This window comes from Pseudofrankia coriaricola (assembly GCF_001854805.1).
Classification (GTDB): domain Bacteria; phylum Actinomycetota; class Actinomycetes; order Frankiales; family Frankiaceae; genus Pseudofrankia.
On the sequence record NZ_MBLO01000064.1, the window covers coordinates 1 to 26,312 of the forward strand.

Here is a 26,312-nt window from a genome sequence, read left to right on the forward strand (position 1 = left end):
CATCGCCAAAGCCCTGCGAGCCACCGCCCGCCAGCCCGAACGCGTCCTCCAGATCATCGGCCTGATCAGCGAAAAGGGACTTTGACGGCACCCTGCCGTTCCACCACGTCGTCATCCGGGACATGGGCCTCACGCTCGGCGAGATGTTCAACCTGGAGGACCTGGCCGCGGACTGCGCCGCAGACGGCGTCTGGGACTTCCTGCTCGTCGCGCCCGGCCTCAAGGTCACCGGCGCGGTCGGCTCCCCCGTCACGCCGCTGGCGATCAAGTGACGAGCCGGATGACCGTCACCGACGAGGTCTTCGCCCTCGACGGCAGGAGGGCGCTCATCACGGCCGCGGCCTCTGGCATGGGCCGCGCCGCCGCCAGGCTGTTCGCCGTCCGTGGTGCGCACGTCATCGTCGCCGACGTCGACGACGCGGCAACCGCGGACACCGTGCAGGAGATCGAGGACGCCGGCGGATCGGTCGAGGGACACGTCGTCGATCTGGGCGACCAGCGAGCGCTCGACGCGTTCCTCGATCGAGTGCAGGCAGGACACCAGGTCATCGACGTGCTGTACAGCCACGTGGGCATCGCCGGCCCGCGCGGTCTCGACTTCGACGACGCGAGCTGGCGGGCGACCATGACGCTCAACGTGTGGGTGCCGACCGCGATCACCCAGCGGCTGCTGCCACAGCTCCGAAGCTCGCAGGCGGCCTCGATAATCTTCACGGCGTCGACGGCGGGGATCATCGGCGTGCCGACCCTGCTCACCTACGCGGCGACCAAGGGCGCTGTCATCCAGTTCATGAAGTCAGTGGCGCTGCTGCTGGCGCCGGAGGGGATCCGCGCGAACGCGATCGCCCCAGGCGGCACGGACACAGCGGGAATGCGGGCGTCGTTCGAGAGCGGGGTGATCGACAGGTCGCTCGCGGCCATCGCGGCCACGGTTCCGCTCGGACGCGTGGCGACGCCCGAGGAGATGGCGACCGTGGCGCTGTTCCTCGCGTCGGATGCGTCCCGTTATGTCACTGGCACCGTGATTCCTGTCGACGGAGGGGTCACAGCGGGCGCGCGTGCGTTGTAGCTCTACGTAGCGCCGGCCGGCACGGCGCGCAGGGTTGATCTTTAAAGGCGATGGCGACGCAGAAGGAGACGGTCGATGGAGAGACTGGGCCTGGAGTTTCTGAGTGTTTTCGGACTGCCGCCGACCGACTTCGTCGCTCTGGCCGCCGACCTGGGCTGCCAGCACATCTCCACCGGACTGGAGTCGAATCCCTACGGCACGCTGGGCTATCCGCCGTTCTCGCTCCGGGAGGACGCCTCGCTGCGGCGCGAGATGATCGCCGTGATGCGGGACCGCGGCGTGTCCATCTCGCTCGGAGAGGGCATGTCCGTCCGCGCGGGTGCCGATGTGCGGGACAAGCGGCTCGGGCGGTGCGTCGAGGCGGCTCGCGGCATTCTGGCCAAGCTGTAGCGCGTCCCCCGGACCGGGACATCGACTCGGGGCTTTACGACCACCACCCCGCCACGACGTCCGCAACACCTGCGAGCGAGCGCCGGCCCCGCCATCCGACAGAACCTCACAAGTTGAGATCGGGCTTTGACAGACGCGGACTGCAGTTGGAGACAGTGACATGCGCGTGCCCTCGGTCATCGGACCCGTTGTCGGGCAGCTACCCCCGGCGGGATCTCCACGCCCAGAGGCCAGGGATCTCGCCGCACTTGGCTACCTGTGCGAGGAGTACTTCATCGAAGGAACCACCATCGCCTATGGATATGCAACCGAGGGCCGGCCGCCGAAGTCCGGCCGTTGGGACGCGGTCGAGAACGGCAAGGCGCCGTACCGCACCCGCATCCTGGTCCTGCGGCCCGCCGACCCGACCGCCTTCAACGGAACCGTGCTGCTGCACTGGCAGAATGTCTCGGCCGGTTACGAGATCGAACGCCCCGAGACCGACGAGCTCTACCGCGGCTACGCCTGGGTCGGCGTCAGTGCTCAGGAGATCGGGCTGTACGGCTCACCCTGGGGCGCCGGGATCCGAGGGCAGTCCAGACGCGCCACGGGACTGATCGACGCCGACCCCGAACGCTATGCGACGCTGACCCACCCCGGTGACCCCGGTTCGTTCGAGATCTTCACCCAGGCGGCCCGCTCCGTCCGCGGGCAGCACGACGGTGATGTTCATCCGCTCGGCGGGCTGCCAGTTCGACGGATCGTCGCGACCGGCGGGTCCCAGTCCGCCATGCGGCTGGTCGCCTACGCCAACGGCGTGCATCCGGGCAGCCATGCCGTCGACGGATTCGTCCTGTCGGTGTGGGAAGGCCGGGCCCCCCTCCTGGACGAAGGTGCGCTGGCCACCGGCATGAAAACCCGGCTACGCGACGACCTCGACGTCCCGACGCTCATCGTCAACAGCGAGTTCGAGGCGACCTCCGCGGCTGCGGACGACATGCCCGACCACGATCGACTGCGCGTCTGGGAGGTCACCGGGACCGGTCATACCGCCCGCCGCCGGCCGGCGGCCGAGGGGCGCGACGGCTGGCGGGCCAACACCCTCAGCTGGGCGCCGGTGCACGAGGCAGCCCTGCGCCGGATGCATGAGTGGCTCAGCGAGGAGACGCCCGCGCCCGCCCAACCCCGAATCCAACTACACCCGTCCGGGCAGATCGCGCGTGACGAACTCGGCAACGCTCTCGGCGGCATCCGCCTGCCCGAGATAGCCACCCCCTGGGCGGAATACCGCGGCCTGTCCTTCAGGACCGGGTACGCCAACCTGCTCGGCGGCTTTCGACCCTTCTCACCCGAAACGATCGCCGGCCTCTACCCGTCGCGAGTGGACTTCCTGGATCGCTGGGACCGCTCCATCGACGACCTGATCGCCGCCGGCACGCTGCTCAGCGAGGACGCACCCCCGCTTCGCGCTCGCGGACGCCTCGGGGCGACGGACCTGCCGATCAGCGACGCGATCTGACTGTCATTGCGATCACTGTGGTGTGCCGGTCACCGGAACGGTGGTATCGCGGACTGGCGGCCACCGGGTCTGTTGTATTCGGAGGGCCTCCGGGCCTCCGGGCGTGCGGAGGCGCTGGCAAGCCTGAGGATCAGACCGCCGCAGCGAGCTGGGTGAACGCCGCGGCGATCTTGGGATCCCTGCCTACGACTGAGGGGCCCAAGGGTTGACGAGCGGGATACCCATGGGCGCGAAGTCGGACTCATTGCGGGTGACGAGTCTGAGACCGTGAACTACAGCCGTTGCCGCGATGAGTGCGTCATGGGCCGGCCGCCGGTCGGGCACGTGGAGTCGCGCCGCCGCGTCGGCGACTGCCGGGTCGACGTCGAGCAGTCGACCCGCGTATGCCGGGAGGACGTGCTGATCGAGCCAGGTGTCCAGAACCGCCGCCTGGTGGGCGTCCTGCCGTCGCTTGTTCTCGATGCCAGCTCGCAGCTCTAGCAGGGTAATGACGGACAGGAACGTGTCCGATGGCGACAGAGTCTCGGCCCAGGCGTTGAACCGGTCGTCCCTACGTTTCGCGGGCTTGCGGAGCTCGGAGATGACGTTGGTGTCGAGCAGGAAGCTCACAGGTCGACCTCACGCAGCGAGTCCTGTGGCCGCACGGGCTCGAAGTCGATCTCCTCTTCCAGGACGAACGCGTCTCCCAGACTGCCCGCGGTGCCGGTGAGCCGCTGGTAGTCGGCGAACGACAGCAGGACGTGCGAGGGCCGTCCGTGATCTGTGATGATCACAGGGCCGCTGGCGGCGGCTCGCTTGACCGCACTCACGTCCCGGTTGAACTCTCGCGACGAGACCATGGTCATCGCGACCACCTCCCTGGTAGGTACGTACCTACACTACCCGCTGCGAGGTGCCCCACTTGGCCGTCCGTGGCGATTGGATCCCACCGACCGGCCGTGTCGGCTCAGCATCTGGGGGCACGGGAGGCCGGGGTCGAACGCCAGCGAGACTCTGAGGGAGAGCGATGGCCGGGAGCTATCCGGCTAGCGCACGAAGTCGTTCCAGCGTGGCCGCGTCGGTGTGGACGAGTCCAACGGTGGGGTTTCCTGGCAGGCGCGGGCCACGGCTCGCCAGCGTGATCGCGGTCACCGCTGCTCGGCGAACGGTCTCCTCGTTGCCGATCACAGCCCCGACTCATGAGTGCGGCTGCCACCGCGGCTGACAGAAAAGATCAAGGACGGATCGCCCAGGTGGTTCAGGTATGTGGTGGTGGCTGGGTCAACGGGACGGCGGTGTAGCCGCGCAGGACGAAGGTGGGGCGCTGGACCGGTTCGGCGGCCAGCGTCCAGGTCGGGGTGTGGTCGAGGAGCGCGGCCAGGGCTGCCTGCAGCTCGATGCGGGCCAGCGGCGCGCCGAGGCAGAAGTGCAGGCCGGCACCGAAGCCCACATGGGGGTTGGGGTCGCGGCCCGCGTCGAAGGAGTCCGGGTCGGCGAAGACCGCCGGGTCGCGGTTGGCGGCGCCGAGCAGCGCGGCCACCTCGGCCCCAGCCGGGATCGTGACGCCGGCGACGGTGACGTCCGCGGTGGCGGTGCGGATGAACAGGTGCAGCGGCGGGTCGTAGCGGATCATCTCCTCGACCGCGGCCGGGATGAGCGTACGGTCGGCGCGCAGCCGGGCCAGCTGGTCTGGATGCCGCAGCAGGGCCACCACTCCGCCGCCGAGTGCGTTCACCGAGGCCTCGTGGCCGGCGTTGAGCAGCAGGATCGCCGAGGCGACCAGTTCGTCGGCGGACAGACGGTCGGTGCCGTCGCGCGCGGCCACCAGGTGGCTGATCAGGTCGTCGCGCGGGTCGTCGCGGCGGCGCGCGGCCAGCGTGCGCAGGTAGCCGGCGAACTCGCCGGCGGCCGTGACCGCCGCGGCCTCGGTAGCGGGTGACGGCGCCACCTCATACATCCGCACGATCGCGGCTGACCACGGTCGCAGCCGGTGCCGGTCCTCGCGGGGCACGCCGAGCAGTTCGGCGATGACCGTGACGGCGAGCGGCTCGGCGACGTCGGCGAGCAGGTCGAAGTCGGGTCCGGCCGCGGCCAGCAGCGCCGTGGCCTCGGCCGCCACCGCCGGCCGCAGGCGTTCGACGTGGCCGCGGCTGAACGCCTGCGCGACCAGCGACCGCAGCCGGGTATGCGCCGGCGGCTCGTTCTCCATCATCTGGTTGCGGTGCAGCAGGTTGAAGGGCGTGAAGAAAGCCGCGGGCTCCTTGTCCTGCCAGAGCCGGCCGAGGCGGCGGTCGCGCAGCACCGCGCCGACCGCGGCGTGGCTCGCCGCCAGCCACCGGCCCGTGCCGGCGTGCCAGCTCACCGGGGCGTGCTCCCGCAGCCGGGCGAGCGTCGGGTACGGGTCCCGCAGGAACCCCGGATCGGCGAAGTCAATCTCCAATCGTGGTCCCCCTCCACGCCCGCCACAGTGGGAGCCCACTGTAGAACGACCCCCGTGACTCGCCGGGTGCGATCAGGTTGGAGGGCGGGCAGGGCACTGTCGAGGAGGCCCGCGAAGATCCCGAGCGAGCCGCAGGTGCCGTCGAGCACGCGCTACGCGCGGTGGCGGACGATGCCACCCCCGCACGGCTACCCGCGCCCGGGAGATCCACCGCCGACTGACGGTCAACCCGGACTGGGCCCGTCTACCGGCCGTCCGCGATCTCGGCGAGCGCCTGCGACCCGTCGCCCTGTCCACGGGACAGAGCACGCAGCTCGAGGCTGCCCGCGACGGCGTACGGACGTCGGTAGCGGGCCGACGAGCGGTCACTGGCGTCGGCCCGCATGGTCGGCTCGGCCGGTGGGTCGAGGTGGCCCGCGGGCTCCTGGCCAAGCTGTAGGTCGCTGCTCACGCCGCCTTCTGCGCACCGAAGCCCGGAAGCTTGCCGATCCGACGCGGCGACGTCCCACACACGGATCTTCTGAACGTCACCGTCGGTGGCAGGTCCGCAAGGCACAGATGACGCCTATCCTCACCCGCCGCGAGCGCCGTCCCCTTCGGGAGGAAGGTCGAGATCGATGTAATGCGCTCCTTGCACCGGCGCTCAGCGCAAGACGATGATGTGACAGAGGGCGTCGGCTGATCGGCTGGCCGGGACGGAGAGCGGCCAGCGATGGTCCGCGTGCGTGTTGTGGATCATCTGTTCACGGAGGGACCACCAGACATGGCTCGTATCGAGCACCTCCCGTGCGCTGGTGGTCAGCTGAGACGGGCGAAGATCGAGCCAGGCTGATCCCCGCCGAGCGCTCGCCAGCCTGTGCCCTGCGAGCGAAGGTCACCGCAAGCGCATGGACTTGCTCGGGCTCCTGACCTACAGCCGGATCTTCGCCGCGATGTTCTACACCACGAGAAGGGCAGCTTCCCATTCCTACATATTTGAGCTATCCGGTCTTTGACGCCGACAACCACATGTACGAGACGACGGACGCGTTCACGAAGTATCTCCCGGCGGAGTATGCGAACCTGGTCAAGTACGTTCAGGTCAACGGCCGGACGAAGATCGCGCTGCGAAATGTCATCAGCGAGTACATCCCCAATCCGACCTTCAACAAGGTCGCCCCGCCCGGTGCTCAGGAAATTGAGTTCCGACTGAAGAATCCGTCTTCCAAGCACCAGATCGGGACCGGCTTCACGCTGGGAAAGTCGAAGAGCGACCAAATCGCGGAGCGGGTGCCGGGGATGCCCCCGCGCTACATCGAGGCACCGCCGGCGTTCTTCGACCCCGCCGCCCGGTTGCAGCTGATGGACGAGCAAAAGGTCGACCGGGCCATGATGTGGCCGACGCTGGCCAGTCTGCTCGAGGAACGCCTGGCTGACGACCCGAAGGCGACCGCGGTTGTAGTCCACGCCCTGAACGAGTGGATGCACGAGCACTGGACCTATAACTTCGAGAATCGCATCTTCGCAACACCGGTGATAAATCTGTCCATCGTCGACGAGGCAATCAAGGAGCTCGACTACGTGGTCGAGCGTGGTGCCCGGGCGGTGCTGATCCGACCGGCGACCGTGCCGGACTTCGGAGTGCGCCGCCGGTCCTTCGCGCTGCCGGAGTTCGATCCGTTCTGGGCCCGGGTGCAGGAGTCCGGCACTCTGGTCGGGATGCACTCCTCCGACGACGGTTACACTCGCTATACGAACGAGTGGAACGGCATCACCGACGAGATGAAGCCCTTCGGCGGGCGGAACAAATTTACTGAGCTCGTAGGAAGTGAGTACCGCAGCATTCGCGACGCGGTCTATTCGATCATCGGCCATGGTCTGGCAACCCGGTTCCCGGACATCCGGTTCATGCCGGTGGAGAATGGCAGCCAGTGGGTGCCGACCGCCATCAAGCAGTTCAAGAAGATCTACGCGGTAGATCCGGGCAGTTGGGACGAGGATCCGATCGTCGCGCTGCACCGCTCGATCGTCGTCCACCCATTCTTCGAGGAGGACGTGATGGCGATCGTGAACGCAATCGGTGTCGACAACGTCGTGTTCGGATCAGACTACCCGCACCCCGAGGGCATGGCCGATCCCACTTCTTTCGTTGAAGAACTCGACGACTCCCTCTCCGAGGACGAAAAGGCCAAGATCATGGGTGGAAACCTGTCCAAGCTCATGAAGTGCGACCCTGTCGAAAAGGTCATCGCCGCCTGACTCAACGGACCGAGGTGACAGGGCGCTGATATGTCAGCGGGCCCGCGCATGGTTGTGCTCGAGCTCGCGGTGAAGATCGCGGACATACTCGGGCGGTCGTGATGCGGCGTCCGCGACGCCGCTGGCGGCACGCGGCCAGGTCTCGTGGAGATCGCTGAAGGCGTCCATCGCCGCATCGACTGCGGGACGTCGCCGGTGGCCAGCAGGTCCGCGATCAGAGCGCTTTGGGGTCGGCGGCAACCGGTTAGTGGACGAGACCGTGGTGTCCCCATCGGGGGGTGGGGCCGGGGTCGCCGAGATCGGTTCCGACGGGGTCCTGTGAGACGTCCTGGGCGATCGCGGTGCCCCAGTCGAAGTAGTCCATGAGCGTCGTGGCCAGCTCCGGCCGGCCGGGGAGTACCTCGCTGATCGCGTCTGCCATGAGTTCTAGCCAGCGCTGTCGATGTTCGTCGCGGATCCCGAGCCCGAGGTGGCTGTGTAGTAGCGCCTGATGGCCGCCGAGGTGTGCTGAGAAGTCCTCGGGGCCGCCGAATACCTCTGCCAGCCAGACGGCGACGTGATCGAGGTGGGTGGGGGTGAAGTGCGCGAACACGGGCGCGAGCACCTCGTCGGCGAGCACACGATCGTAGAACGCTGCGGACAGGCGCCGTAGGCCGTCGAGACCGCCCACCTCGTCATAGAGCGTGGAATCCACGGTTGCCTCCCGAGGCTGGGGCGACTCGGCGCCGAGGCTTCCACCGTGCCGGATCTCGGTTGCGAGGCTACCCGGCCCGAACGTCTCTGATGGTGTTCGGAAGCCTCACACCGTGGGCCTGGGCTGTCCGCCCGGTGGGTGCGGAGAGCGCCGCCTGCACCTCGCTGCGCCTATCCGGTGACCTTCCTCGACGACCCCCGTCCGGCGAGGCGGTGCCGGCCCAGCGCAGGTGATCCTTGCGCTTTGGTCTCGCGAGGCTGCGGTAGGTCGGGTGCGCGAAGTGATCGCCGTGACGGCAGACTCTGGGTTCCAGAGTCGCGGGCGGGATGGGGGTCGCGTCGATGACCACGGTCCTGCTCGGGTTCGCTGCTGGGCTGGTGGTCGCGGTGATCACCGCTCCGGTCGGGGTGTCGGGGGCGGTGTTCCTGCTGCCCGTGCAGCTCGATCTGCTGCACGTCCCGAGCCCGGCGGTGACACCGACGAACCTGCTGTTCAACGTGGTCGCGACTCCCGGCTCACTGGTGCGCTACCACCAGCAGGGCCAGCTTGGCGGGCCGCTAGTGCGCCGGCTGGTCGTCGGAACCCTGCCTGGTGTCGTGCTGGGCGCGGTCGTACGGGTGCGCTTCGCACCGGGCGTGCAGGTGTTTCACCTGCTGCTGGCCGCCCTGCTGCTCCCGCTGGGAGGCTGGCTGTGCGCCTGGACCCTGCTCCCACCGGGTCGCTCCAGCACGGCGCCACCGCGGCCGCGGACCATCACCGCCCTGGCCGTGCTCGTCGGCTTCGTTGGTGGCGTCTACGGCATCGGTGGCGGTTCGATCCTCGGCCCGATCCTGGTCGGACGTGGCCTCCCGGTCACCACGGTTGCGCCAGCCACCCTCGCCTCCACCTTCCTCACCTCCATCGCCGGAGCCGGCGCCTACGCCGTCCTCGCCCTCACAACCCCGGGGGACATCACCCCGCACTGGGTCCTCGGACTGGCCTGCGGGGCTGGTGGCCAGGAGGAACTCGTCCGAGGCGAACGTCACGCGCAGACCGGGACCAGAGGGGGGCGTGAGCGCGCCGTCGGGCAGCGGCGGCATCCACATCATCGCGTTGGTGTTGAGCCAGTTCTCTGGCAGACCGTCCTGTCGGGCCAGCGCGCGGGCCTCCGCCAGCACCACCTCGTCGCGAGTGATGGCGTCGACGTCCTCGGTGCGTCGTAGGTCCCGTCCGGCGCTCACCGAGATGGCCGCTCCGCCGACGATGAAAACCGATGCCGAGACTCCCAGGACCCGAAGCCGCTCATCGAGCCTGGACAGCAGCGCGGTGATCTCCGAAGCGGTGAATTCGTAGAGCTGGTTCACGCCGTGACCAGATCACGGACCGGAACAAAGACGTTGAGTTCTCGCAGAAAGCCGGGCGTCTGGGCGATGACCTGCTCGCGATCGAGGAACGGATGCTCGGGAACCCATGGCTGCGGCAGACGCCTCGGCGCGGCCCAGGCTGGCGGCTCGACACCCGCCCGCTCGAACTCACACCGGGCCAACGCGGCCAGCAACGTGTCCATCCCCAGGCTTTTCGTACCTGGCGGCGCGGCCTCCCAAGCCGCCGCGGACCCGTCTGCGCGCTCCAACAGCAGACGCAGATGATCCCGCCCCTGCAGCAGCATCCGCCACGCCCACTCCTCGTCGCCAGCCTGGCGGATCGCCTTCGACGTCTCCGGTGCCGACATCAGACGCGAACCCCGCGCCGCGGCCAAAGCCCGCCCGATCCGACGTGCCCGAAAACAGAACACGGCGGTCGGTCTCGTCGCGCCCGACCGGTAGGTCGAGAACCTCGACCCTGATGTCCCCAACGCCGACGCGAACTCCGCCTGCGTCAGGCCACTGTCCACCAGTGCGGCCTCCAGCAGTGCCACGACCTCACGCGAGTCCGGATCAGGCTCCACGACCACCACTCTACCGCGGGTTATCTAATCAGATAAGGGGTGACCGACGGCCGGAGCAACGCGACGATCACCACCTATAACAGTTTGGGCCTGTCCGAGAAGGTCCTCGAGCCGTCGACCACCGCCTATCCGAACCTCGCCGACCGCACCTGGCAGACCACCTACGACGCTGCGGGCCTGCCCATCACTCTGGCCGAACCCGGCGGCGTTACCCGCATCCGCACCTACGACGCGCTCGGTCGCCTCACCGCAGAGACCGGTTCCGGCGGAGGCGCCACCGCTACGGCGCGTGCGCTCGACTACGACCTGGCCGGCAACCTTGTCGAGGTCGACCACCCTGGCGGTAGCCAGCAGTTCGGCTACGACGACCGCGGGCTGGTTACCGAGGCTGACGGCGACGGCGGTCCGTCCTCGTTCGTGTACGACGAGGACGGCCGGATGCTGCAGCGCTCCGATCCAGGCAGCTGGTCGGACTACTACTACGACGCCCGCAGCCGCCTCGTCGCCGTCGGCGCCGCAGTCAGCGGTGACACCCGGGGCTACGACTACGACGACGCCGGCCAGCTCACCTCCATCGACTACCACGGCGGCACCGGCGCCACCCAGACCTTCGACTACGACCAGCTCGGCCGGCTCACCGACGACACCCTGGCCGGCCCGTCCGGCGCCCTGCGCGGGCAGACCTACGGCTACGACAACAACGACAACCTCATCTCCACCACGATCACCGGCACCGGCGTCGCTGGAGCTGGCACCCAGACCTACGCCTACGACTGGGCTGACCGGCTCACCTCTTGGACCAACCAGTCCAGCGTCACCAAGACCTACGGCTGGGACGCGGCTGGCAACCGCACGTCGGTCGGTGGGGCGACAGCGACGTTCGACGCGCGCAACCAGCTGACCTCTGACGGCACGGCCAGCTACACCTACACCGCCCGCGGGACTCTTTCGACCCGCACAGCCGGCTCGGCGACGACCACGACCGCGTTCGACGCGTTCGACCGGCTGACCAGCCACACCGCCGGACCGACAACCACCACCTACAGCTACGACGGTCTGGACCGGATCGCGTCCCGCAACACCAGCCGCCAGTTCCTCTACAACGGCCTCGACAAAGAACCATCCATCGATGGCAACTCCGCCTACGCCCGCGACCCCGCCGGCGGCCTGATCGGTGCCGGAACTGACGACGGCGCCTGGGCGACCATCCACAACCTCCACGGCGACACCGTCGCCGCCTTCACCACCGACGGCACCCTCACCGACAGCAAGAGCTACGACCCCTTCGGTCAGCCCCTCACCGCCGGAAACACGAACCTCCAGATCGGCTACCAGGGCAGCTGGACCGACCCCGACACACACCTCGTCAACGCCGAGGCTCGCTGGTACAACCCACAAACCGGCGCCTTCCTGACCCGAGATACCTACCCCCTCCCCTGGACGGGAACCTCCGCAGACAACCGATACGCCTACGCCGGCGCGAACCCACTGATCTACAGCGACCCGACGGGCCAGAGCTGGTGGAACTGCGTGGGCGACGTGCTGCTGACGGGGGCGGGCGTCGGAATTGTCGGCGTCGCCGTTGCCGTGGAAAACCCCCTGGTGGCCGACGTCGGCATCTATGTGGCCGGAGAGGGCGTCGGTAATGCGCGGAGTTCCTGTGGCTCCAAGCCGTCGACCACCAACACGGACAAGCCTCCGCCCCGGCCGGCAACAACTCCTCAACGCCCCGCTCCTCCCGCCAGCGCCACCAGTGTCTGCACCATCTGCCAACCTGCCAACAACGGCGGTGGCACTCCGGGTGGTTCCGCTGGCATGGGTGGTGGCGGCGCCCCGAGCGGCGGTGGTACCAATAGGCCGGTCAGCGCTGGCGGAGGCACAAACAGCGGACGCTGCACGCAGTGCAAGCCGGCTGCCCCACCGCAGCCGCACTACCCTGACCCGAACTCCGTCATCCACGGCTCCCACTACGTCAACCCCGACCCCAACCACGGCGTCGGCACCACCCCCAACCCGGCCCCCGCCAGGAGTACTCCAGCCCCCTCGACGCCTACCTCGGCCCCACCACCGACGAAACCGCCGGCAGACAGTACGACGGACCAACCTGCCAGGAAGCCGGCCTCCCGCACTGCATCGACGACGACCAGGTCATCCCATCTACCGGCGACGCGGGAGGAGACCAGGGCAATGACGATCCACCTGGCGGCCCAGGGTCTCCTACCGATCTTGAAGGCTGCGATCCTGCCGACCCAGACTGTGAACCTTACATATGGGTTCCAGGTCGACCGGACGTGGACGACACCCCTCAAGGGTTGATCCCCGCAGACGCTGGGATCAAGCCTGGCGAGCCCCTTGATCAAGGTCGTTACGATTACGTTGTTAGGCTGGACGGGTCGCTTCGAGCGCTTCACAAGGAAGTAAGGGATCTACTCGGTGACACTCCAGGACATACTAGCCTCGCTGAAGGTCGGCCCGTTATTATGGCTGGGACCTTCGAGGTTGATGAGTCGGGCGACATCATTCAGTTTGATAACTTCTCGGGTCACTACCAGCCTGGCAACGACCCTGGATATATTGGTAACGAAAGTGAATATGCTTCGTTGGAGCAGATTGCGCGGGCTGCGTTCGAGCGACATGGACTGCCTGCGCCCAGACCTGGCACTTGGGATCCAGTTGACTTCCAACGATAGCGGAGGTGCTGTTGGCGCGATCGGTAGATGGGAGAGGGAGTTGTTCGTCCTCCTCGCGCCTCTTGGTTTCGCAGTTCATCGAGTGACCCTGGATGGATGAGATGGCTGGATGTCCGAATTTCGATACAGTGCTGAGGCGAATTCTGGCCCGGCGGAGTATCGGTATTGGAGAGCTGTCGCGGCGGACCGGTATCTCTGAGAACGAATTCCAGTCAGTGTTGCACGGTGCGACGCCGAAATCATCTATGATTAGACAGCTCGCGCCCGCACTCCAGCTGCACGCTGCGGACTTGTTCGCGATGGCGCACGTCTCGGTACCGGACGATCTCGCTCCTCTGGATCCTAGAGTGGGCCAGAAAATACCTGGGATTGTCTCGCTTGCTAAGCGTCTATCGATTGAGTATAGGGACCAGCTGCGGCAGTACGTTAGGTCACTGCCTCAGCGGGAGCGCACTCAGCCGTCGCGGTTGTACGATCCGTACCCACCAGGTCCCGGTGCGGTACTCATGGGCCTGCTCGCTAACCGAAACTTGGACCAGGATAGCGCGGCGCAGGTGCTCGCCAGAGTAACCCCTGTTTATTTGTCTGCTTCTACATATTCACGGATAGGTCAGGGCCGTAAAGATCTTACGGCCGCCATGCTGGCAGGATTCTCCACTGTTCTAGGTATTGAATTCGAAGACCTGGCGACGCTCTTCGAGGGAGAATTGCCGGATTCTGATTTCTCGCCAGATTTGAAGATGGCAGGCATCTCGGAGTTAATCTGGGATCTCCGTCGTTTGGCTGCGGACCAAGTTCAGGAGGTTCGCAAGGAAGCCGATCTCTTGATGGAGCAGAATTGACTAGAAGATTTAAGTGTTGGGTATCAATGTTCCTTCGCGACAGCCTCGCGCGCCGAAACGTCCCTGTTTCGCGGGACCACGTCCGAGCGACGCAGATACCGCGGAAATGATCAAAAGTCGCGACCGGAGTCCCCCGCGCGTCGCGATGCTCAGCAGCTTGAGGGGCCTATGGGGGTGGCGGCGTAGCCGCGACCCCCATAGGTGCCGAGGGGTTGCGGTGGCCCGATTTGGGTTTGCTTCTACTTTGACCGTTCGGTCCTGCGGCCGGGCGGCAGGCTGCGCGGGGGCGGCCTCGGGGATGGGGTGGTTCGGAGAGGCTCCCCTATGGGCGAGTTGTCTTCAAGCAAAGTAACCACAGCGGCTGGCTTCATGATCGATGATGTTGGGCTGGTCTCGCGCCGTGAAGATCATCAGGCTGGTTGGTGGTGGCGTTCTGGTTCGGTCGGTCGGGGCCGTGGGATTAGGCCGTGCTGGTGGGCGGCGACGCCGAGTTGGAAGGGTGTGGAGACGTTCAGTTCGTTTCTGAGGTTGGCGATGATGCGCCCGACGGTGCGGACGTGGATGTGGAGGCGTGCGGCGATCGCGGCTTCGGTGAGGCCGTCGTTCAGGAGCGTGAGCACGTCGGCACGGCGGTTCGTGGAGTCGGTTTGGAGTGGCGGTGGTGTCGCGTCGCGGTGAAGCTGCTCGATCAGGTTGGTGACGAGTTGGCGCAGGGCGGGGGTCCGGAAGGCAAGCGCGCCCTGGGCCAGGTCGCTGGCGTCGACGGGGAGGACGGCTGTCTGCTGGTCGACGACGAGCATGCGCATGGGGACGTCGGCGCTCTGGCGGATCCAGTCAGCGGCGCGCAGCTGGTCGCCGGCGGCGCGTGCGCAGGCAGCGGCGAGGAAGTCGGGCGTCCAGACCGAGGTGATCGTGACGCCGCGGTTCGCGGCGCGGAGCAGCGTGGTGATCAACTGTTCGCTGTGGTCCTGGGGCAGTGTCGGGCCGCAACGGATATCAGCGAGCGTGAGGATTAGTGAGCGCGGGCTCGAGCCTGGAACAGTGCGGCGATGTCGGTCAACGCCATCCGGTCGAGAATCGCGTCCAGGGGGACGGTGACGAAGACCGGCAGTGGCGCGGAGGGGTGCTCGGCGGCGGCAAGGTCGGCGCACGCCTGTCGCAGGGTGAAGCGCAGGAGCCTGTCGGCCAGACGGGCCTCGCCGGCGAGCTGGCGTAGTCGTCTGGACGCGATCTCGCCGTGGACTGGATGGCGCCAGCGTGGCTCGGCGCAGACGGCGACGGTCTGCTGGTCTCGAAGCTGGATCACAGGTTGATAGGTGACGTCCACGGTGCCTGCGTCGTCGTCGCAGTGAAGGAGGCGCGTGAGGTCATCGGATATCCGGAGCGCGGTGTCGCTCATCGTGAGGTCGGGGCGGTAGACGACCAGCTCGCCTTTCCGTTGGCGCTTTGCCGCTCGAGAACGCCCGCGACCATTCGGAAGCCGAGTCCCTCGCGCACCGGCTCGCGGCGGCCATCCGTGCGCCGTGCACCCTGGCGGGCCACCGACATCGCATCGGCGCCAGCGTGGGGCTGGTCCTCGTCAGCCGGGACCGCGGCCCGGATGCCGCCGAAGTCCTGCAACGCGAAGCCGGTGCTGTGACCTCATCCAGGGCCACCACCCCGCCCGCCCGCGTACGTACCTGGAGAGGAACTCGTCCAGGGCGGCCAGCTGGGTTGGCTCGGACGGGATGTAGGACAGTCCCACGCCTCCGTGACCAAGACGGCATCCGGACCGGGCGAGCCGCGTCCCCGCGCCCTCGGCGGACGGTCACCATCGACGCCGCGCACGTGTTAGGAACGCCACCTTTATTACACAGAGTCGCCGGAACCAGGATCGATGCTCACAGTGAGTACACCAGCCCGCAGAGTCGTTACCAGAACGATCGGGGACCTTTATCGGTAAGAAACACAAGGTTCCCAACCTGACTTGAGAAGAACTTCTCAGATCGGGAGGTCGGATGAAACTGGGGGCATCGCGTCGCCGCCGGCTGGCCGGCGCGCTACTGGGCGCGATCGGCATGATCGGTGTGATCGCGGGTTGCGGGAGCTCGTCCGGATCGACGACCTCGTCGAGCGCCGGTTCGGGCACGGTCAAGGTCAACATCTTCGAGGTCGCGCAAGCCGACGTCGTCACCACCCTGGAGACGGCGTTCAAGAAGGAGCTCACGGCCAAGCTGGCCGGACGGACGGTCAGCTACAGCGTCAGCAACGCGAACGGCGATCCGTCCCTGATCCAGAGCATCGCCCGCAACCTTTCCCGGTCCAACTCCTCGCTGATCGCGGTGATCGGCACTCCGGCCGTCATCGCCATGGCGCAGCAGGACAAGACGCATCCGATCATCGCGCTGGCGATGGGCGACCCGGTCGGCGGCAAGGTGGCCGACAGCCTGGACCACCCCGGGCACAACGTCACCGGCACGATCGACTTCGTCGACCCCGCCGAGCTCCTCGGCGAGCTGGCTAAGGTCACCCCGGCGCCCAAGCGGATCGGGACGATCTACGATCCGTCGAACGAGAACAGCCAGGTCTGGGTCGCGCAGCTGCGGACGGCGATCAAGGCGCGGCCCGGTCTCGCACTGGTCGAGGCGACCGTGGCGAGCGCCGGTGACGTGCAGAGCGCCGCCCGATCCCTGGTCGGCCGGACCGACACGATCCTCGTCGGGCCTGACGCGGCCGTGGCGTCGGGCATCGCCGCGGTCGGCGCGGTCGCCCTGTCGAACAAGATCCCGCTGTACCTGACGTCGGGAGACGCGACCACAAGCGGGGTGCTGGCCACGCTGGGGCCGAGTTACGCAGACCTAGGTTCGCAGGGCGCCGACGTCGCCGTGAAGGTCCTCGACGGTGCCCAGCCGGCGGCAACCCCGTTCGGCCGGCCGGGTGCGCTCGAGTGGGACGTCAACCATTCGACGCTCGGCGCGCTCGGGGTCACCATGCCGTCCGCGGCGATGGGTTAGCCATGCGATTCCTCGTCACCGACACCCTGATCGCCGGTCTGCCGCTGCTGCCGGTCGTCATGGGCATCTACCTCGTCGTCCGCATCCGGCAGGACTTCGACCTCACCGTCGACGGCAGCTTCACTTTGGGCGGCGCGATCACCGCCGTGCTGCTCAATCACGGACTGGGCGTGCCGCTGGCGATGCTCGTGGCCGTGGCCGGGGCCGCCGTCGCGGGGCTCGTCACGACCGGGCTGCACCTGGCGTTTCGCATCCCGGTCATTCTGGCCGGGCTGGTCATGAGCATCGGCATGACGACGCTGAACCTGCACGTGCTGGGACGGCCGTCGATCAGCCTGGACAGCGGCCGGACCCTGTTCGGTGGGCTGATCGGCCTGGCTCCGGAGGTTCAGGACTGGCTGACGATCGCGATCCTCGCCGCGTTCGCCGCCGTGTTCCTCGCCGCCGTCGGTTACCTGCTGCTCACCGAGGTCGGCCTGGCGTTGCGGGCCACCGGGGTCAATCCCCGGATGGCCCGGGCTCAGGGCGTCGACGACCGGCGTTCGCTGGCGCTGTGCCTGGCGCTGGCCAACGCCAGCGCCGGATTGTCGGGCGCGCTGACCGTGCAGTCCCAGGGCTTCTCCGATTCGTCGACCGGCACGGGCACGCTGCTGGCGGGTGTCGGCGCGGTGATGCTCGGTGAGCTGATCGCCCGGCCGGGCGGGGCGTCCCGGGTCGGCCGGGTGATCGCCGCCGTGGTCGCCGGCACGTTGCTGTACCGGTTGATCCTGGTTGGCGCGCTGCGGGCCGGGTTGCAGGCGACCGACCTGTCCGGCATCACCGCGCTCACCCTGGTCGCGGCGGTCGCGCTCAACCGTTACCTGCCCGAGATCGGCCGAGCGCTGGGCCGGTTCGGCGCGGGCGGCCGTCTCGGCAGCCGGGCGGTGGCGCTGGACGGCCCGAGGACCGCCGCCGTGGCGGGTGGCCGGCCGGTGGCCGACGACGGTCCGACTGTCCCCCCTGCCCGCCAGCCCGCCGCCGCCGGGCGGGCCTCGGCCTCGGCGACGATGAAGGAGGCTGGCTGATGCTGAGAATGGACGGTGTGCGCCTGGTCCACGGCGCGGGCACCCCGACGGAGGTCGTCGCGCTCGACCACGTCGACCTGGAGATCCCGGCTGGTCAGTTCGTCACCGTCGTCGGCAGCAACGGCGCCGGCAAGAGCAGCCTGGTCAACGTGGTGGCCGGGGTCTACCGGCCGACCCGGGGGCGGGTGCTGCTCGGCGGCCGGGACGTGACGCGGCTGGCGGTCCACGCCCGCGCCGGCGCGGTAGCCCGCGTCTTCGACGACCCGCTCGCGGGCACCGCGCCCGATCTCTCCCTGGCCGACAACCTCGCTCTCGCCGCCGCCCGCGGCCGTCGGCGGCGGCTGTCGCCCGCGGTCACCCCAGGCCGGCGCTCGGGCATGCGCGAGGACCTCGCCGTGCTCGGCCTGGGCCTGGAACGCCGCCTCGCCGACCCGGTGACGCTGCTGTCCGCGGGGCAGCGGCAGAGCGTGACGATGTTGATGGCCGGCCTGCGGAAACCCAAGCTCCTGCTGCTCGATGAGCACCTTGCGGCGCTGGACCCCAGGACCCGGGCGCGGGTCCTCGACCTCACCCTCCAGATGCACGAACGACTGGGCTGCGCCTCGATGATGATCACACACAGCATGCGCCACGCGATCGAGGTCGGCGACCGGCTGTTGGTGATGTCGCGCGGCCGGGTCATCTACGACGTGGCCGGCCCCGCGAAGACGGCACTGACGCCGTCCGACCTGGTCGACATCGTGTCCGGGCTCGGGGACGCCCCGTCGGACCGGCAGTTGCTCGCGGGGTGACCGGGCCGGCCGACAGACATCGAGCTTTACCGAAGCGGCGGCCGGGACGCAGGCCGTCCGCGCGGCGACGTCCTGATCGCCCGGCACGGCCGCCGATCAGACAGGAGTGGAGTGGAGTGACACGTGACAGCCGCTGACGCCTCGACCCAGGCTGCGGTCCCGCCGGCGCGGCCCGCCCGGCCGCGGGACGCGACGGCCCCGACCGGGACCGACCCGAGCCCGTTCGTCTCCTTCACCTCAGCCGACCGGTTCGCCACGGTCGGGGAGATCTACGAGGAGGCCCGTCGCGCGCTGCCCCCGCAGGTGTGGGACTTCCTCGACGGTGGTTCGGGCGGCGAGCAGACGCTGCGGGCCAACCTGTCGTCGTTCGAGCAGTGGTCGGTGCTGCCACGGCTGATGACCGGGGCCGGCGAGCCGGACCTGGCCCGTACCTTCCTCGGCATCGAGCTGTCGATGCCAGTGGTCACCAGCCCGTTCGGCGCCGACCGGCTGCTGCACCGGGACGGCCAGCTCGCCGTCGCCCGAGCGAACGCCAAGGCCGGCGTGGCCTCGATCGTGCCGGAAGCCGGGTCGTACTCCTGGGAGGAGGTGGCGACGGCCGCGCCGGGCGCCGCGCGGATGGCCCAGCTGCACCCGATGGGCAACCCGGCGAACTTCGCCGCGATGCTGCGCCGGGCCGCCGCCGCGGGTTTCAGCGCGCTCTGCCTGACGCTGGACTGCCCGACGGCCGGCTGGCGCGAGCGCAACATGCGCAACCGGTTCGACGTCGACGTCGACGTGGTCAGCGGCAACTACCCGCACGCCGGTCCGGCCGACCTGGCCGACACCCTCGGCCAGCTGTTCGTCCGCCGGGAGCCGATCTGGACCTGGGACGAGCTCGCCGGGCGGATGGCGGACTCGCCGCTGCCCTGGATGGCCAAGGGCATCCTCACCGGTTCCGATGCCGAGGCGGCCGTGCGGGCCGGAGCCGCCGCGGTGCTGGTCAGCAACCACGGCGGCCGGCAGCTCGACACGGTGCCCGCGGCCCTCGACCAGCTCCCGGAGGTCGTCGCGGCGGTCGGCGGTCGGGTGCCCATCGCGCTGGACTCGGGGATCCGCCGGGGGAGCGACGTCGTCAAGGCACTGGCGCTCGGCGCCGACGTCGTCGTCATCGGCCGCGCCGCGGCGATGGCGCTCGCGGCCGGCGGCGAGGAAGGCGTCGGCCGGCTGCACGAACTGCTACGCGAGGAGATCTCGACGACCATCAAGCTTCTCGGAGCGAGCGGCGTCGACGAGCTGACCGACACGATGATCAGACCGTCGGCGGTGTCGCGATGGTGATCGGCGCGAGGACCGGATCCGTCGACCGGCCACGCTCGACCAGGACGACCGTGCCGCTGCCGCCCGGGCTCGCCGGCCTGGCCCCGATCAGCGCCGCGGTGCGGGTCGGTGACCTGGTCGTGCTCTCGGGCTGCGTCGCCCTGGACCCGGCGACCGGCCGGCCGCGCGGCAGCACGACGGTGAGCCAGGCGCGCGACATCTTCGGCCAGATCGCCGAGGTCCTGGACCGGGCGGGCGGCCGCCTCGCCGACGTGGTGCGCTGCGTGTGCTACCTGACCGAGGCCGCCGCCGCGCCGGAGCTCGACGTCGCGTTCCGCGAGGCCTTCCCGGTCGACCCGCCGGCCCGTACGACCGTGGTCTGCGGGCTGGTGCGGCCCGGCCTGCTGGTGGAGATCGAGGCGACGGCCGTGCTCGGCTGAGCGCCGGGGCGGCCGGGTAGCCGAGTGCTACTCGGCCGCCCCGGCGGGCCGGCCGAGGGCGCGCAGCACGCTGCCGGTCAGCTCGGCCGCGATGCGCGCGGACGGCCAACCCAGGCTGTCGTGCAGATCGACGACCACCCGCTCGTCGAACACGGTGACCCAGATGAGCACCCCGTACTCGGCGGGCCCGGGTGGAATGAAACCGGCCTCGGTCAGCGCGGCCAGCAGCGGCGCGAGCGCCCCGAACAGCCGGCCGATCACCGGGTCGTCCGCGTGCAGCCGCTGCAGGAAACCGCGGGAGGACCGGACGTGCACGACAGCCGGCCCCCAGCTCACGGCCTCGCGGACCCACAGCTCGCACACGGCGACGAAACGGCGCAGCACATCCGGCGCGGCCGGCACCGCCTCCATGTGGCTGACCAGGGTCTCCACGAGCTGCGTGTAATAGGCGTCAAGGGCCGCGTCCACGTCCGGGAAATGGCGATAGGCAGTGGCGGTTGACACACCGGCCTCGGCCGCGAGATCCACGAGGCTGAACCGCCCGCCGTGTTTCGCGAGCAATCGCTCGGCCGCATCCAGAAGATCCCGCCGGCTCGCCAGGTAATCCCGCCTGATCCGGCGGCTGCCCGGTTCCTCGCCGCGGATCGAACCGCTCGCCGTAGACGTGTGAACCACCCTTTCCATCGCCCAGTCCCGCCGAAACGAGGCAGAAATATGCACCAAGTGTAACATGCCGATATAGAACGTTAACATTCCTTCGCTTGACACTCGACGGCCGTCGTCCGCACCATAAGTGAAAAGACATTCTCAGTTCGTTGGTCCGATTCTCGTTCGGTCAACGCCGAACCGCGGCACGCAATAGGCGGCCGCGGTGAACGCTCTGTGGTCGCGCTCATATTCGCGACGACCCGCCGCTGGTAATTCTCATTCCCCACCGGCTCCCAGCGAAGGAATTGCTATGTGCGCCTCCCTTTCGCCACAGCCCGCTCCCTCGGCGGCCCCCACCGCCGCGCCGGCCGCCACCATCGGCCCGGTGGCCGACCTCTTCTCCTCCTACGTGGCCGCCAGCGCGATCTCAGCCGCCGTCGAGCTCGGCCTGTTCGACACGCTCGCCGACGGCGGCACCTACCCGGCGGACGACCTGCGCCGTGGCGGCGAGCCGGTGTCGCCCTGGGTGGCGCGCGCCCTGCTCAACGCCCTGGCCTGGGCCGGCATCGTCGAGCTGGACACCTCGGACCCGGCCCTGCTGGTCCGGCCCGGTCCGCGCTTCGCCGACGCGTACGAGCTGCGTGGCTACTTCTACTGGCTGGTGCGCGGCAACGGCGAGGTGTTCACCTACGCGGCCGACCTGGCGCCCGACCGGGACGAGGTCACCTATCACCGCGACATGCGCGCAGTGGCCCTCAGCTCCCGGCTCATGGGCAACGGCGAGGTCGAGCCTCTGTTCGACCGCGTCCTGGCCGGCCTCGAGTTCACGCGGGTCACCGACCTGGGCTGCGGCTCGGGTGGGCGCCTGGTCCGGATCATGAAGCGGAATCCCGGGGTGACCGGGGTGGGCATCGACCTCGCCCCGGCCTCGGTCGAACTGGCGGGGCAGGTCATCGCGGCCGAGGGCCTGGCCGACCGGCTCAGCGTGCGCCAGGGCGACGTCCACCGGCTCACCCCCGCCGACGACCTGTCCGACGTCGACGTCGTCACCTGCGTGTTCATGGGCCACGACTTCTGGCCGCGCGAGTCGTGCGTGCGGGTGCTGACCAACCTGCGGATCGCCTTCCCGAACCTTCGGACGATGCTGCTCTGCGACGTCGTCCGGTCCGAGGACACGCCCGGGCCGGACACGCCCATCTTCCGGCTCGGCTTCGAGGCCGCCCACGCGCTCATGCACACCTACCTGCCGACCGAGGCCGAGTGGGGCGAGGCGTTCGCCGAGGCCGGCTGGACGCCGCGCGCGGCCCACCACACCACCAGCCCGCCCGGCGGCGTCCTGTTCGAGCTCGTCCCGGCCGCGCCGGCACGCGTCACCTCCATGGACGTCTCGGAGGCCGCCGCCGAGACTGCCTCGGCCGCGCGGTGACCACCATCAGCCGGCCGGCCAGGGCGGTCCCGGACGCGGACGCCCTCGCCGAGCTGGCCACCGGGCTCGCGGGCACGGTGTCGACCCGGCCCGCCGACCTCGACACCCACGGCCGCGACGAGAACCACCTGGACAGCATCCCGCCGCGAGCGGTGGTGTTCGCCGAGACCCGTGACGACGTCGTCACCACGATGCGATGGTCCGCCCGCCACGACGTGGCGATCATCCCGTTCGGTACCGGCACCAGCGCCGAAGGCCATGTGGTGCCACTCGGCGGCGAGGTGAGCCTGGACGTCTCCCGGATGAACCGGCTCGTCGCGCTGTGCCCGGAGGACTTCCACGCGGTCGTGCAGCCGGGCCTGACCAGGAACGGGCTCAACACCCGGGCGAGGGAGTTCGGGTTGACGTTTCCCGTCGACCCGGGCGCGGACGCGAGCCTCGGCGGGATGGCGGCGACCAATGCCAGCGGCACGACCACGATCCGCTACGGCGGCATGCGGGCCAACACCCTGGCCCTGGAGGTCGTGCTGGCCAGCGGCGACGTGCTGCGGCTGGGCCGGCCGGTCCGCAAGTCGAGCAGCGGCTACGACCTGCGCGACCTGTTCATCGGCTCGGCGGGCACCTTGGGCGTCATCACCGAGCTCACCGTCGCGCTGCACCCCGTACCCGAGGAGATCGCGGTGCTGTGGGCGTTCTTCCCCGACGTCGCCGCCGCGGTCGCCGGCGCCTTCGCGGCGGTCGGGACCGGGCTGCCCATCGCCCGCCTCGAACTGCTCGACGAGATCACCGCCGGCCTGCTCGCCCAGGACGTGCCCGGCCTGGTCCCGGACGCCCCTGCCCTGTTCGTCGAGCTGCACAGCTCCACCGCGGCCGGCCTGGCCACCGAGCTGGACATCGCCCGCCGAGCCCTGCTCGAGGCCGGCGCGAGCACGCTCGGCACGGCGACCGCGCAGGCGGAGCGGGAGGCCATCTGGGAAGCACGCCACCGCTTGTTCTGGTCGATCCGCCGGGCCTTCCCCGGCCGGCGATACCTGATCACTGACACGGCTGTGCCGCTGTCAGCGATCGTCGAGCACGCGCAGGTGATCAGCCAGCTGCGCGCCGATCTCGGGCTGGACGTGGTCACCACCGGCCACGTCGGTGACGGCAACATCCACACCGTCGTCGCGGTCGCCGAGGGCCAGGACGCCCCGGCCGCGCTGTTCTCGGACGAGCTGGTCCGCCACGCGCTGCGCGTCGGCGGCACCTGCACCGGCGAGCACGGCATCGGCCTGAGCAAGCGCCAGTACCTGGCCGCCGAGCACGGCGACGCGGCCCTGTGGATGGCCCGCATCAAGGGCCTGTTCGACCCGGCCAACGTGCTCAATCCAGGGAAGGTCGTCGGGCCCGACCTGCTGTCGGACGCGCTGGCGGCCCGCTAGTCGCCCGAAGGCTTCACCCACCAGCCGGGGCCGCTCCCGGCGGCACCGGCGGCGTCGACCCGTCCCGCGCGTGGAGACCTCCAGGAGTCGGCCGTGACCACCACACTCGATCCCGCCCCAGCCGCGTCCGTCGGCTACCTCGGACCGGCGGGTACCTTCACCCACCGCACCGTGCTGGCCGATCCGGCCCTGGCCGCGCTGCGGCACGTCCCCTGCGCCGACCCCGACGAGCTCATGGCCCGGCTCAGCGACGGCTCGGTCACCTACGGCGTGCTGGCCTGGGAGAACTCGGTCGCCGGCCTGGTCGGGCCGACGGCCGACCTGCTCGCCGGCCTGGGCACCGGAAAGGCCGTGGACCCGTCCGAACGAAGCCAGGTCCGCCTGCACCGCGACGTCGTCATCCCGGTCCGGTTCCAGCTCGTCGGCCTGCACGGTGCCAGCCCCGAGGCACTGCGCACGGTCTCCTCACATCCGCACGCGCTCGACCAATGCCGTGCCTGGCTGGCTGAGCACGCCCCTCGGTCCAGCCTGGTCCCGGCCCCGTCCACGACGGCCGCGCTCGAGCTCGCCCTGGGCGACCCGACCGGCCGAACCGCCGCGGTCACGCCAAAGGCGGGCCTCGCCGCCCCGCGGCTCAGCGTTCTGGCCGACGACATAGGGGAGACCGCCACAGCGGAGACCCGGTTCGTCGTCCTCGGCCGCGACGAGCCGGCCCGCACCGGACGCGAGCGGACGGTCATCGCCTGCTTCCAGCAGCGCGACCGGCCCGGATCGCTGATGACCGTCCTCGAACCGTTCGCCCGCGCCGGCATCGACCTGCTCCGGATCGAATCCCGGCCGACCCGCGACGGGCTGGGCCGCTTCTACTTCCTCATCGAGTGGCGCGGCCATCCCGACGACCCGCCGCCGCGGGCCGTGCTGCGCGAGCTGGCCGAGCGCGCCGTCCGGGTCCGCGTACTCGGCACCTTCGACGAGCCCAACCCCAGCCGCCCCACGCCCAGCCGGCCCAGGAAGGCCGGGTGACCAAGGTGGACGCGCCTCGGGCCCGTTGGGACCGCGGCGCCTGGGGCGTGCTGCTGATCATCAGCCTTCTCTCCGGGCGACTCGTCGAACGGTTCGGCCCCCGCACGCCGGCCCGGGGCGGCGCGGCGCTCGCCGGCGTCGCTGTCCTGGCGGCCACCGTTCTCGGCGCCGACGGGCCTGCACTCATCCCCACGCTGGCCGCGGCCGGCGCCGGAGTCGGCCTGGCGATGCCCGCGCTCGTCGCGACCGCGGTCGGCGCCGCACCAGCCGAGCGGATCGGGCTGGCCTCCGGGCTCAACAACACGGCCCGCCAGGTCGGCGGCGCCCTCGGCGTCGCGTTGCTCGGCGGCATCGTCGCCGGCTCCCACTCGGTCGCCGCGGGCACGCGGGTCGGACTGGCCGTGGCCGCGGCCGCCTACCTGCTGGCCGCGCTGGTCTGCGGGGCGCTGCCAGGCCGGCCCGGCCGAGACCGGCAGTCACGAACGACGACGAAGGAGACACACCATGCGCTTGAAGACCGGCCGCACCTGCTCTCGGGACGTGCCGCGGTGACCGCCGGCGAGCTCGACGCGCGACCGCACCCGACACCGAGCCGGTCCCGGCTGACCGGCCTCGACCTGCTCGGCCCCGAGGCCCCGGACATCTCCATGATCGACTCGGTAACTGAGGGTCGCGAGATCATCGACGAGCTCGACGACCTGATCCGCGACGTGATCGTGCTGCGGCGTCGGGTGGCCTGGCAGATACAGAAGCTGCGGATGACCGCCGGCGGAGGGCGGATCGAGATGAGCCGCGAGTACGAGGTCACCCGCAGATTCCTGGACGCGCTCGGCCCAGCCGGCAGCGATGTCGCGGTGGCGTTGCTTCTGTTGTGCCGAGGGCCGGCCCCGTCGGTCGACGTCCGTCCGTCCACCGAACATGACATCGACGCCGGTCACGCCACTCGCTGAGAGTGTCGGGCTGTGAGGAGGACCGACGGACGAGTGTGGATGTCAGCGGACCAGACGGCTGTGGAACACCTGGTCGCCCGACGCGGAGCACGGCCAGTTCCTCCGGGACCCGCCAGGGGGCGAGTTCCAGTTCCACGGCTTGCTGGATGACGTTGCGGATCGCCAAGCCGGTGCGGTTCTGGAAGGTGCGGGCGACGGCGAGTTGTTCGCGAACCGGGCATCCACGTGGGGGCGGCCGGGAGCTGTTCGTCAAGGACCCGTGTGGATCACGATCCGTTACCTGGGAGAGGTCGGTGGTTCATCCAGGAGAAACAGAACGCTCGCACCATTGCTAAATGAGAATTGTTTCTCAGTTAGGAGCGACGGTGATCAGATGGCTTGCCACCCGGTCGCACCGTCCGTGCCGCGCTCGCCGCTGGGACGGCCGGGATGGACGCAACACCGGGGAGATCGCGCCGGCCCGAACGGTGCCGCGCCGGCCATGGTGGGT

The 26,312-nt window shown here is 69.5% G+C and carries 27 protein-coding genes and 1 pseudogene; 18 read left to right on the forward strand and 10 right to left on the reverse strand.

Translation table 11 applies throughout. The annotated features are described in order from the left end of the window. Positions 1-122: 122 nt before the first annotated feature. From BCD48_RS46010 to BCD48_RS11675, 4 genes are all read left to right on the forward strand, one after another. Complete coding sequence (locus BCD48_RS46010; RefSeq protein WP_198543210.1) at positions 123-272, forward strand: hypothetical protein; 150 nt, start codon at positions 123-125, stop codon at positions 270-272. Between the two features lie 8 nt (positions 273-280). Continuing rightward, complete coding sequence (locus tag BCD48_RS11665) at positions 281-1,069, forward strand: SDR family NAD(P)-dependent oxidoreductase (protein ID WP_071048378.1); 789 nt, start codon at positions 281-283, stop codon at positions 1,067-1,069. 75 nt (positions 1,070-1,144) lie between these two features. Then, the gene (locus BCD48_RS11670) at positions 1,145-1,459 is read left to right on the forward strand and encodes a hypothetical protein (protein ID WP_241841660.1); all 315 of its coding nucleotides are present in this window, start codon (positions 1,145-1,147) and stop codon (positions 1,457-1,459) included. A gap of 160 nt (positions 1,460-1,619) precedes the next feature. Next, positions 1,620-2,957: an alpha/beta hydrolase domain-containing protein gene (locus BCD48_RS11675; protein ID WP_071048379.1), complete on the forward strand. Its 1,338-nt coding sequence runs from the start codon at positions 1,620-1,622 to the stop codon at positions 2,955-2,957. Positions 2,958-3,140: 183 nt separating this feature from the next. On the opposite strand, the gene BCD48_RS11680 is transcribed toward BCD48_RS11675, so the two are convergent. The 4 genes from BCD48_RS11680 to BCD48_RS11695 all read right to left on the reverse strand — a co-directional run bounded on the left by BCD48_RS11680 (position 3,141) and on the right by BCD48_RS11695 (position 5,827). After that, positions 3,141-3,566, reverse strand: coding sequence for a type II toxin-antitoxin system VapC family toxin (locus tag BCD48_RS11680; RefSeq protein ID WP_071048380.1), 426 nt, complete (start codon positions 3,564-3,566; stop codon positions 3,141-3,143). Then, on the reverse strand, positions 3,563-3,802 hold the full coding sequence (locus BCD48_RS11685; RefSeq protein WP_071048381.1) for a type II toxin-antitoxin system Phd/YefM family antitoxin: 240 nt from the start codon (positions 3,800-3,802) through the stop codon (positions 3,563-3,565). The genes BCD48_RS11680 and BCD48_RS11685 overlap by 4 nt, the downstream gene beginning before the upstream one ends. Positions 3,803-4,194: 392 nt before the next feature. Next, a complete protein-coding gene (locus tag BCD48_RS11690; RefSeq protein ID WP_071048382.1) occupies positions 4,195-5,376 on the reverse strand; it encodes a cytochrome P450 in 1,182 nt (393 codons plus the stop codon). Positions 5,377-5,620: 244 nt separating this feature from the next. Continuing rightward, complete coding sequence (locus BCD48_RS11695) at positions 5,621-5,827, reverse strand: hypothetical protein (RefSeq protein ID WP_071048383.1); 207 nt, start codon at positions 5,825-5,827, stop codon at positions 5,621-5,623. A gap of 557 nt (positions 5,828-6,384) precedes the next feature. Here BCD48_RS11695 and BCD48_RS11700 point away from each other — a divergent pair. Continuing rightward, complete coding sequence (locus tag BCD48_RS11700) at positions 6,385-7,614, forward strand: amidohydrolase family protein (RefSeq protein ID WP_071048384.1); 1,230 nt, start codon at positions 6,385-6,387, stop codon at positions 7,612-7,614. A 33-nt stretch (positions 7,615-7,647) separates the two neighbouring features. Here BCD48_RS11700 and BCD48_RS54820 read toward each other — a convergent pair whose 3' ends face one another. After that, complete coding sequence (locus tag BCD48_RS54820) at positions 7,648-7,782, reverse strand: hypothetical protein (RefSeq protein ID WP_274536513.1); 135 nt, start codon at positions 7,780-7,782, stop codon at positions 7,648-7,650. A 76-nt stretch (positions 7,783-7,858) separates the two neighbouring features. Then, entirely contained in the window at positions 7,859-8,308 is a 450-nt protein-coding gene (locus tag BCD48_RS11705; RefSeq protein WP_071048385.1) for a group II truncated hemoglobin, read from the reverse strand. Between the two features lie 341 nt (positions 8,309-8,649). Between BCD48_RS11705 and BCD48_RS11710 the strand changes: the two genes are divergently transcribed. After that, on the forward strand, positions 8,650-9,510 hold the full coding sequence (locus BCD48_RS11710) for a sulfite exporter TauE/SafE family protein (protein WP_083418507.1): 861 nt from the start codon (positions 8,650-8,652) through the stop codon (positions 9,508-9,510). A 137-nt stretch (positions 9,511-9,647) separates the two neighbouring features. Here the strand turns inward: BCD48_RS11710 and BCD48_RS53400 are convergent, their stop codons facing one another. Continuing rightward, complete coding sequence (locus tag BCD48_RS53400; RefSeq protein ID WP_241841661.1) at positions 9,648-9,956, reverse strand: hypothetical protein; 309 nt, start codon at positions 9,954-9,956, stop codon at positions 9,648-9,650. A gap of 318 nt (positions 9,957-10,274) precedes the next feature. On the opposite strand from BCD48_RS53400, the gene BCD48_RS54825 reads away from it, so the two are divergent. The 3 genes and pseudogenes from BCD48_RS54825 (at position 10,275) to BCD48_RS50610 (ending at position 13,767) form a co-directional block, all read left to right on the forward strand. Further along, positions 10,275-12,551: an RHS repeat domain-containing protein gene (locus BCD48_RS54825; RefSeq protein WP_071048387.1), complete on the forward strand. Its 2,277-nt coding sequence runs from the start codon at positions 10,275-10,277 to the stop codon at positions 12,549-12,551. Between the two features lie 475 nt (positions 12,552-13,026). Further along, positions 13,027-13,209 (forward strand): annotated as a pseudogene (locus BCD48_RS56510) (helix-turn-helix domain-containing protein); the annotation flags it as partial. A gap of 222 nt (positions 13,210-13,431) precedes the next feature. After that, the gene (locus BCD48_RS50610; protein ID WP_131803935.1) at positions 13,432-13,767 is read left to right on the forward strand and encodes a hypothetical protein; all 336 of its coding nucleotides are present in this window, start codon (positions 13,432-13,434) and stop codon (positions 13,765-13,767) included. Between the two features lie 410 nt (positions 13,768-14,177). On the opposite strand, the gene BCD48_RS11730 is transcribed toward BCD48_RS50610, so the two are convergent. Both BCD48_RS11730 and BCD48_RS11735 read right to left on the reverse strand, forming a co-directional pair. Continuing rightward, positions 14,178-14,720, reverse strand: a complete 543-nt coding sequence (locus BCD48_RS11730) for a helix-turn-helix transcriptional regulator (protein WP_071048388.1) — start codon at positions 14,718-14,720, stop codon at positions 14,178-14,180. Positions 14,721-14,779: 59 nt separating this feature from the next. Next, positions 14,780-15,166 (reverse strand): EAL domain-containing protein, encoded by a 387-nt coding sequence (locus tag BCD48_RS11735; RefSeq protein ID WP_071048389.1) that lies wholly within the window; start codon positions 15,164-15,166, stop codon positions 14,780-14,782. 598 nt (positions 15,167-15,764) lie between these two features. Here BCD48_RS11735 and BCD48_RS11745 point away from each other — a divergent pair. The 5 genes from BCD48_RS11745 to BCD48_RS11765 all read left to right on the forward strand — a co-directional run bounded on the left by BCD48_RS11745 (position 15,765) and on the right by BCD48_RS11765 (position 20,354). After that, entirely contained in the window at positions 15,765-16,760 is a 996-nt protein-coding gene (locus BCD48_RS11745) for an ABC transporter substrate-binding protein (protein ID WP_071048391.1), read from the forward strand. Between the two features lie 2 nt (positions 16,761-16,762). Continuing rightward, positions 16,763-17,824, forward strand: coding sequence for an ABC transporter permease subunit (locus tag BCD48_RS11750; RefSeq protein ID WP_071048392.1), 1,062 nt, complete (start codon positions 16,763-16,765; stop codon positions 17,822-17,824). Next, the gene (locus BCD48_RS11755; RefSeq protein WP_071048393.1) at positions 17,824-18,615 is read left to right on the forward strand and encodes an ABC transporter ATP-binding protein; all 792 of its coding nucleotides are present in this window, start codon (positions 17,824-17,826) and stop codon (positions 18,613-18,615) included. The genes BCD48_RS11750 and BCD48_RS11755 overlap by 1 nt, the downstream gene beginning before the upstream one ends. A gap of 123 nt (positions 18,616-18,738) precedes the next feature. Next, the gene (locus tag BCD48_RS11760; protein WP_071048394.1) at positions 18,739-19,935 is read left to right on the forward strand and encodes an alpha-hydroxy acid oxidase; all 1,197 of its coding nucleotides are present in this window, start codon (positions 18,739-18,741) and stop codon (positions 19,933-19,935) included. Then, a complete protein-coding gene (locus tag BCD48_RS11765; protein WP_071048395.1) occupies positions 19,929-20,354 on the forward strand; it encodes a RidA family protein in 426 nt (141 codons plus the stop codon). Before BCD48_RS11760 ends, BCD48_RS11765 begins: the two co-directional genes overlap by 7 nt. Before the next feature lie 27 nt (positions 20,355-20,381). On the opposite strand, the gene BCD48_RS11770 is transcribed toward BCD48_RS11765, so the two are convergent. Continuing rightward, positions 20,382-21,038, reverse strand: coding sequence for a TetR/AcrR family transcriptional regulator (locus BCD48_RS11770; RefSeq protein WP_071048396.1), 657 nt, complete (start codon positions 21,036-21,038; stop codon positions 20,382-20,384). Positions 21,039-21,312: 274 nt separating this feature from the next. Between BCD48_RS11770 and BCD48_RS11775 the strand changes: the two genes are divergently transcribed. From BCD48_RS11775 to BCD48_RS46025, 4 genes are all read left to right on the forward strand, one after another. Continuing rightward, positions 21,313-22,428 (forward strand): SAM-dependent methyltransferase, encoded by a 1,116-nt coding sequence (locus BCD48_RS11775; RefSeq protein WP_071048397.1) that lies wholly within the window; start codon positions 21,313-21,315, stop codon positions 22,426-22,428. Further along, on the forward strand, positions 22,425-23,849 hold the full coding sequence (locus BCD48_RS11780; protein ID WP_083418503.1) for an FAD-binding oxidoreductase: 1,425 nt from the start codon (positions 22,425-22,427) through the stop codon (positions 23,847-23,849). Before BCD48_RS11775 ends, BCD48_RS11780 begins: the two co-directional genes overlap by 4 nt. Positions 23,850-23,942: 93 nt before the next feature. Then, positions 23,943-24,872: a prephenate dehydratase gene (locus BCD48_RS11785; protein WP_071048398.1), complete on the forward strand. Its 930-nt coding sequence runs from the start codon at positions 23,943-23,945 to the stop codon at positions 24,870-24,872. Continuing rightward, entirely contained in the window at positions 24,869-25,822 is a 954-nt protein-coding gene (locus tag BCD48_RS46025; protein ID WP_083418504.1) for a chorismate mutase, read from the forward strand. The genes BCD48_RS11785 and BCD48_RS46025 overlap by 4 nt, the downstream gene beginning before the upstream one ends. Positions 25,823-26,312: the final 490 nt, after the last annotated feature.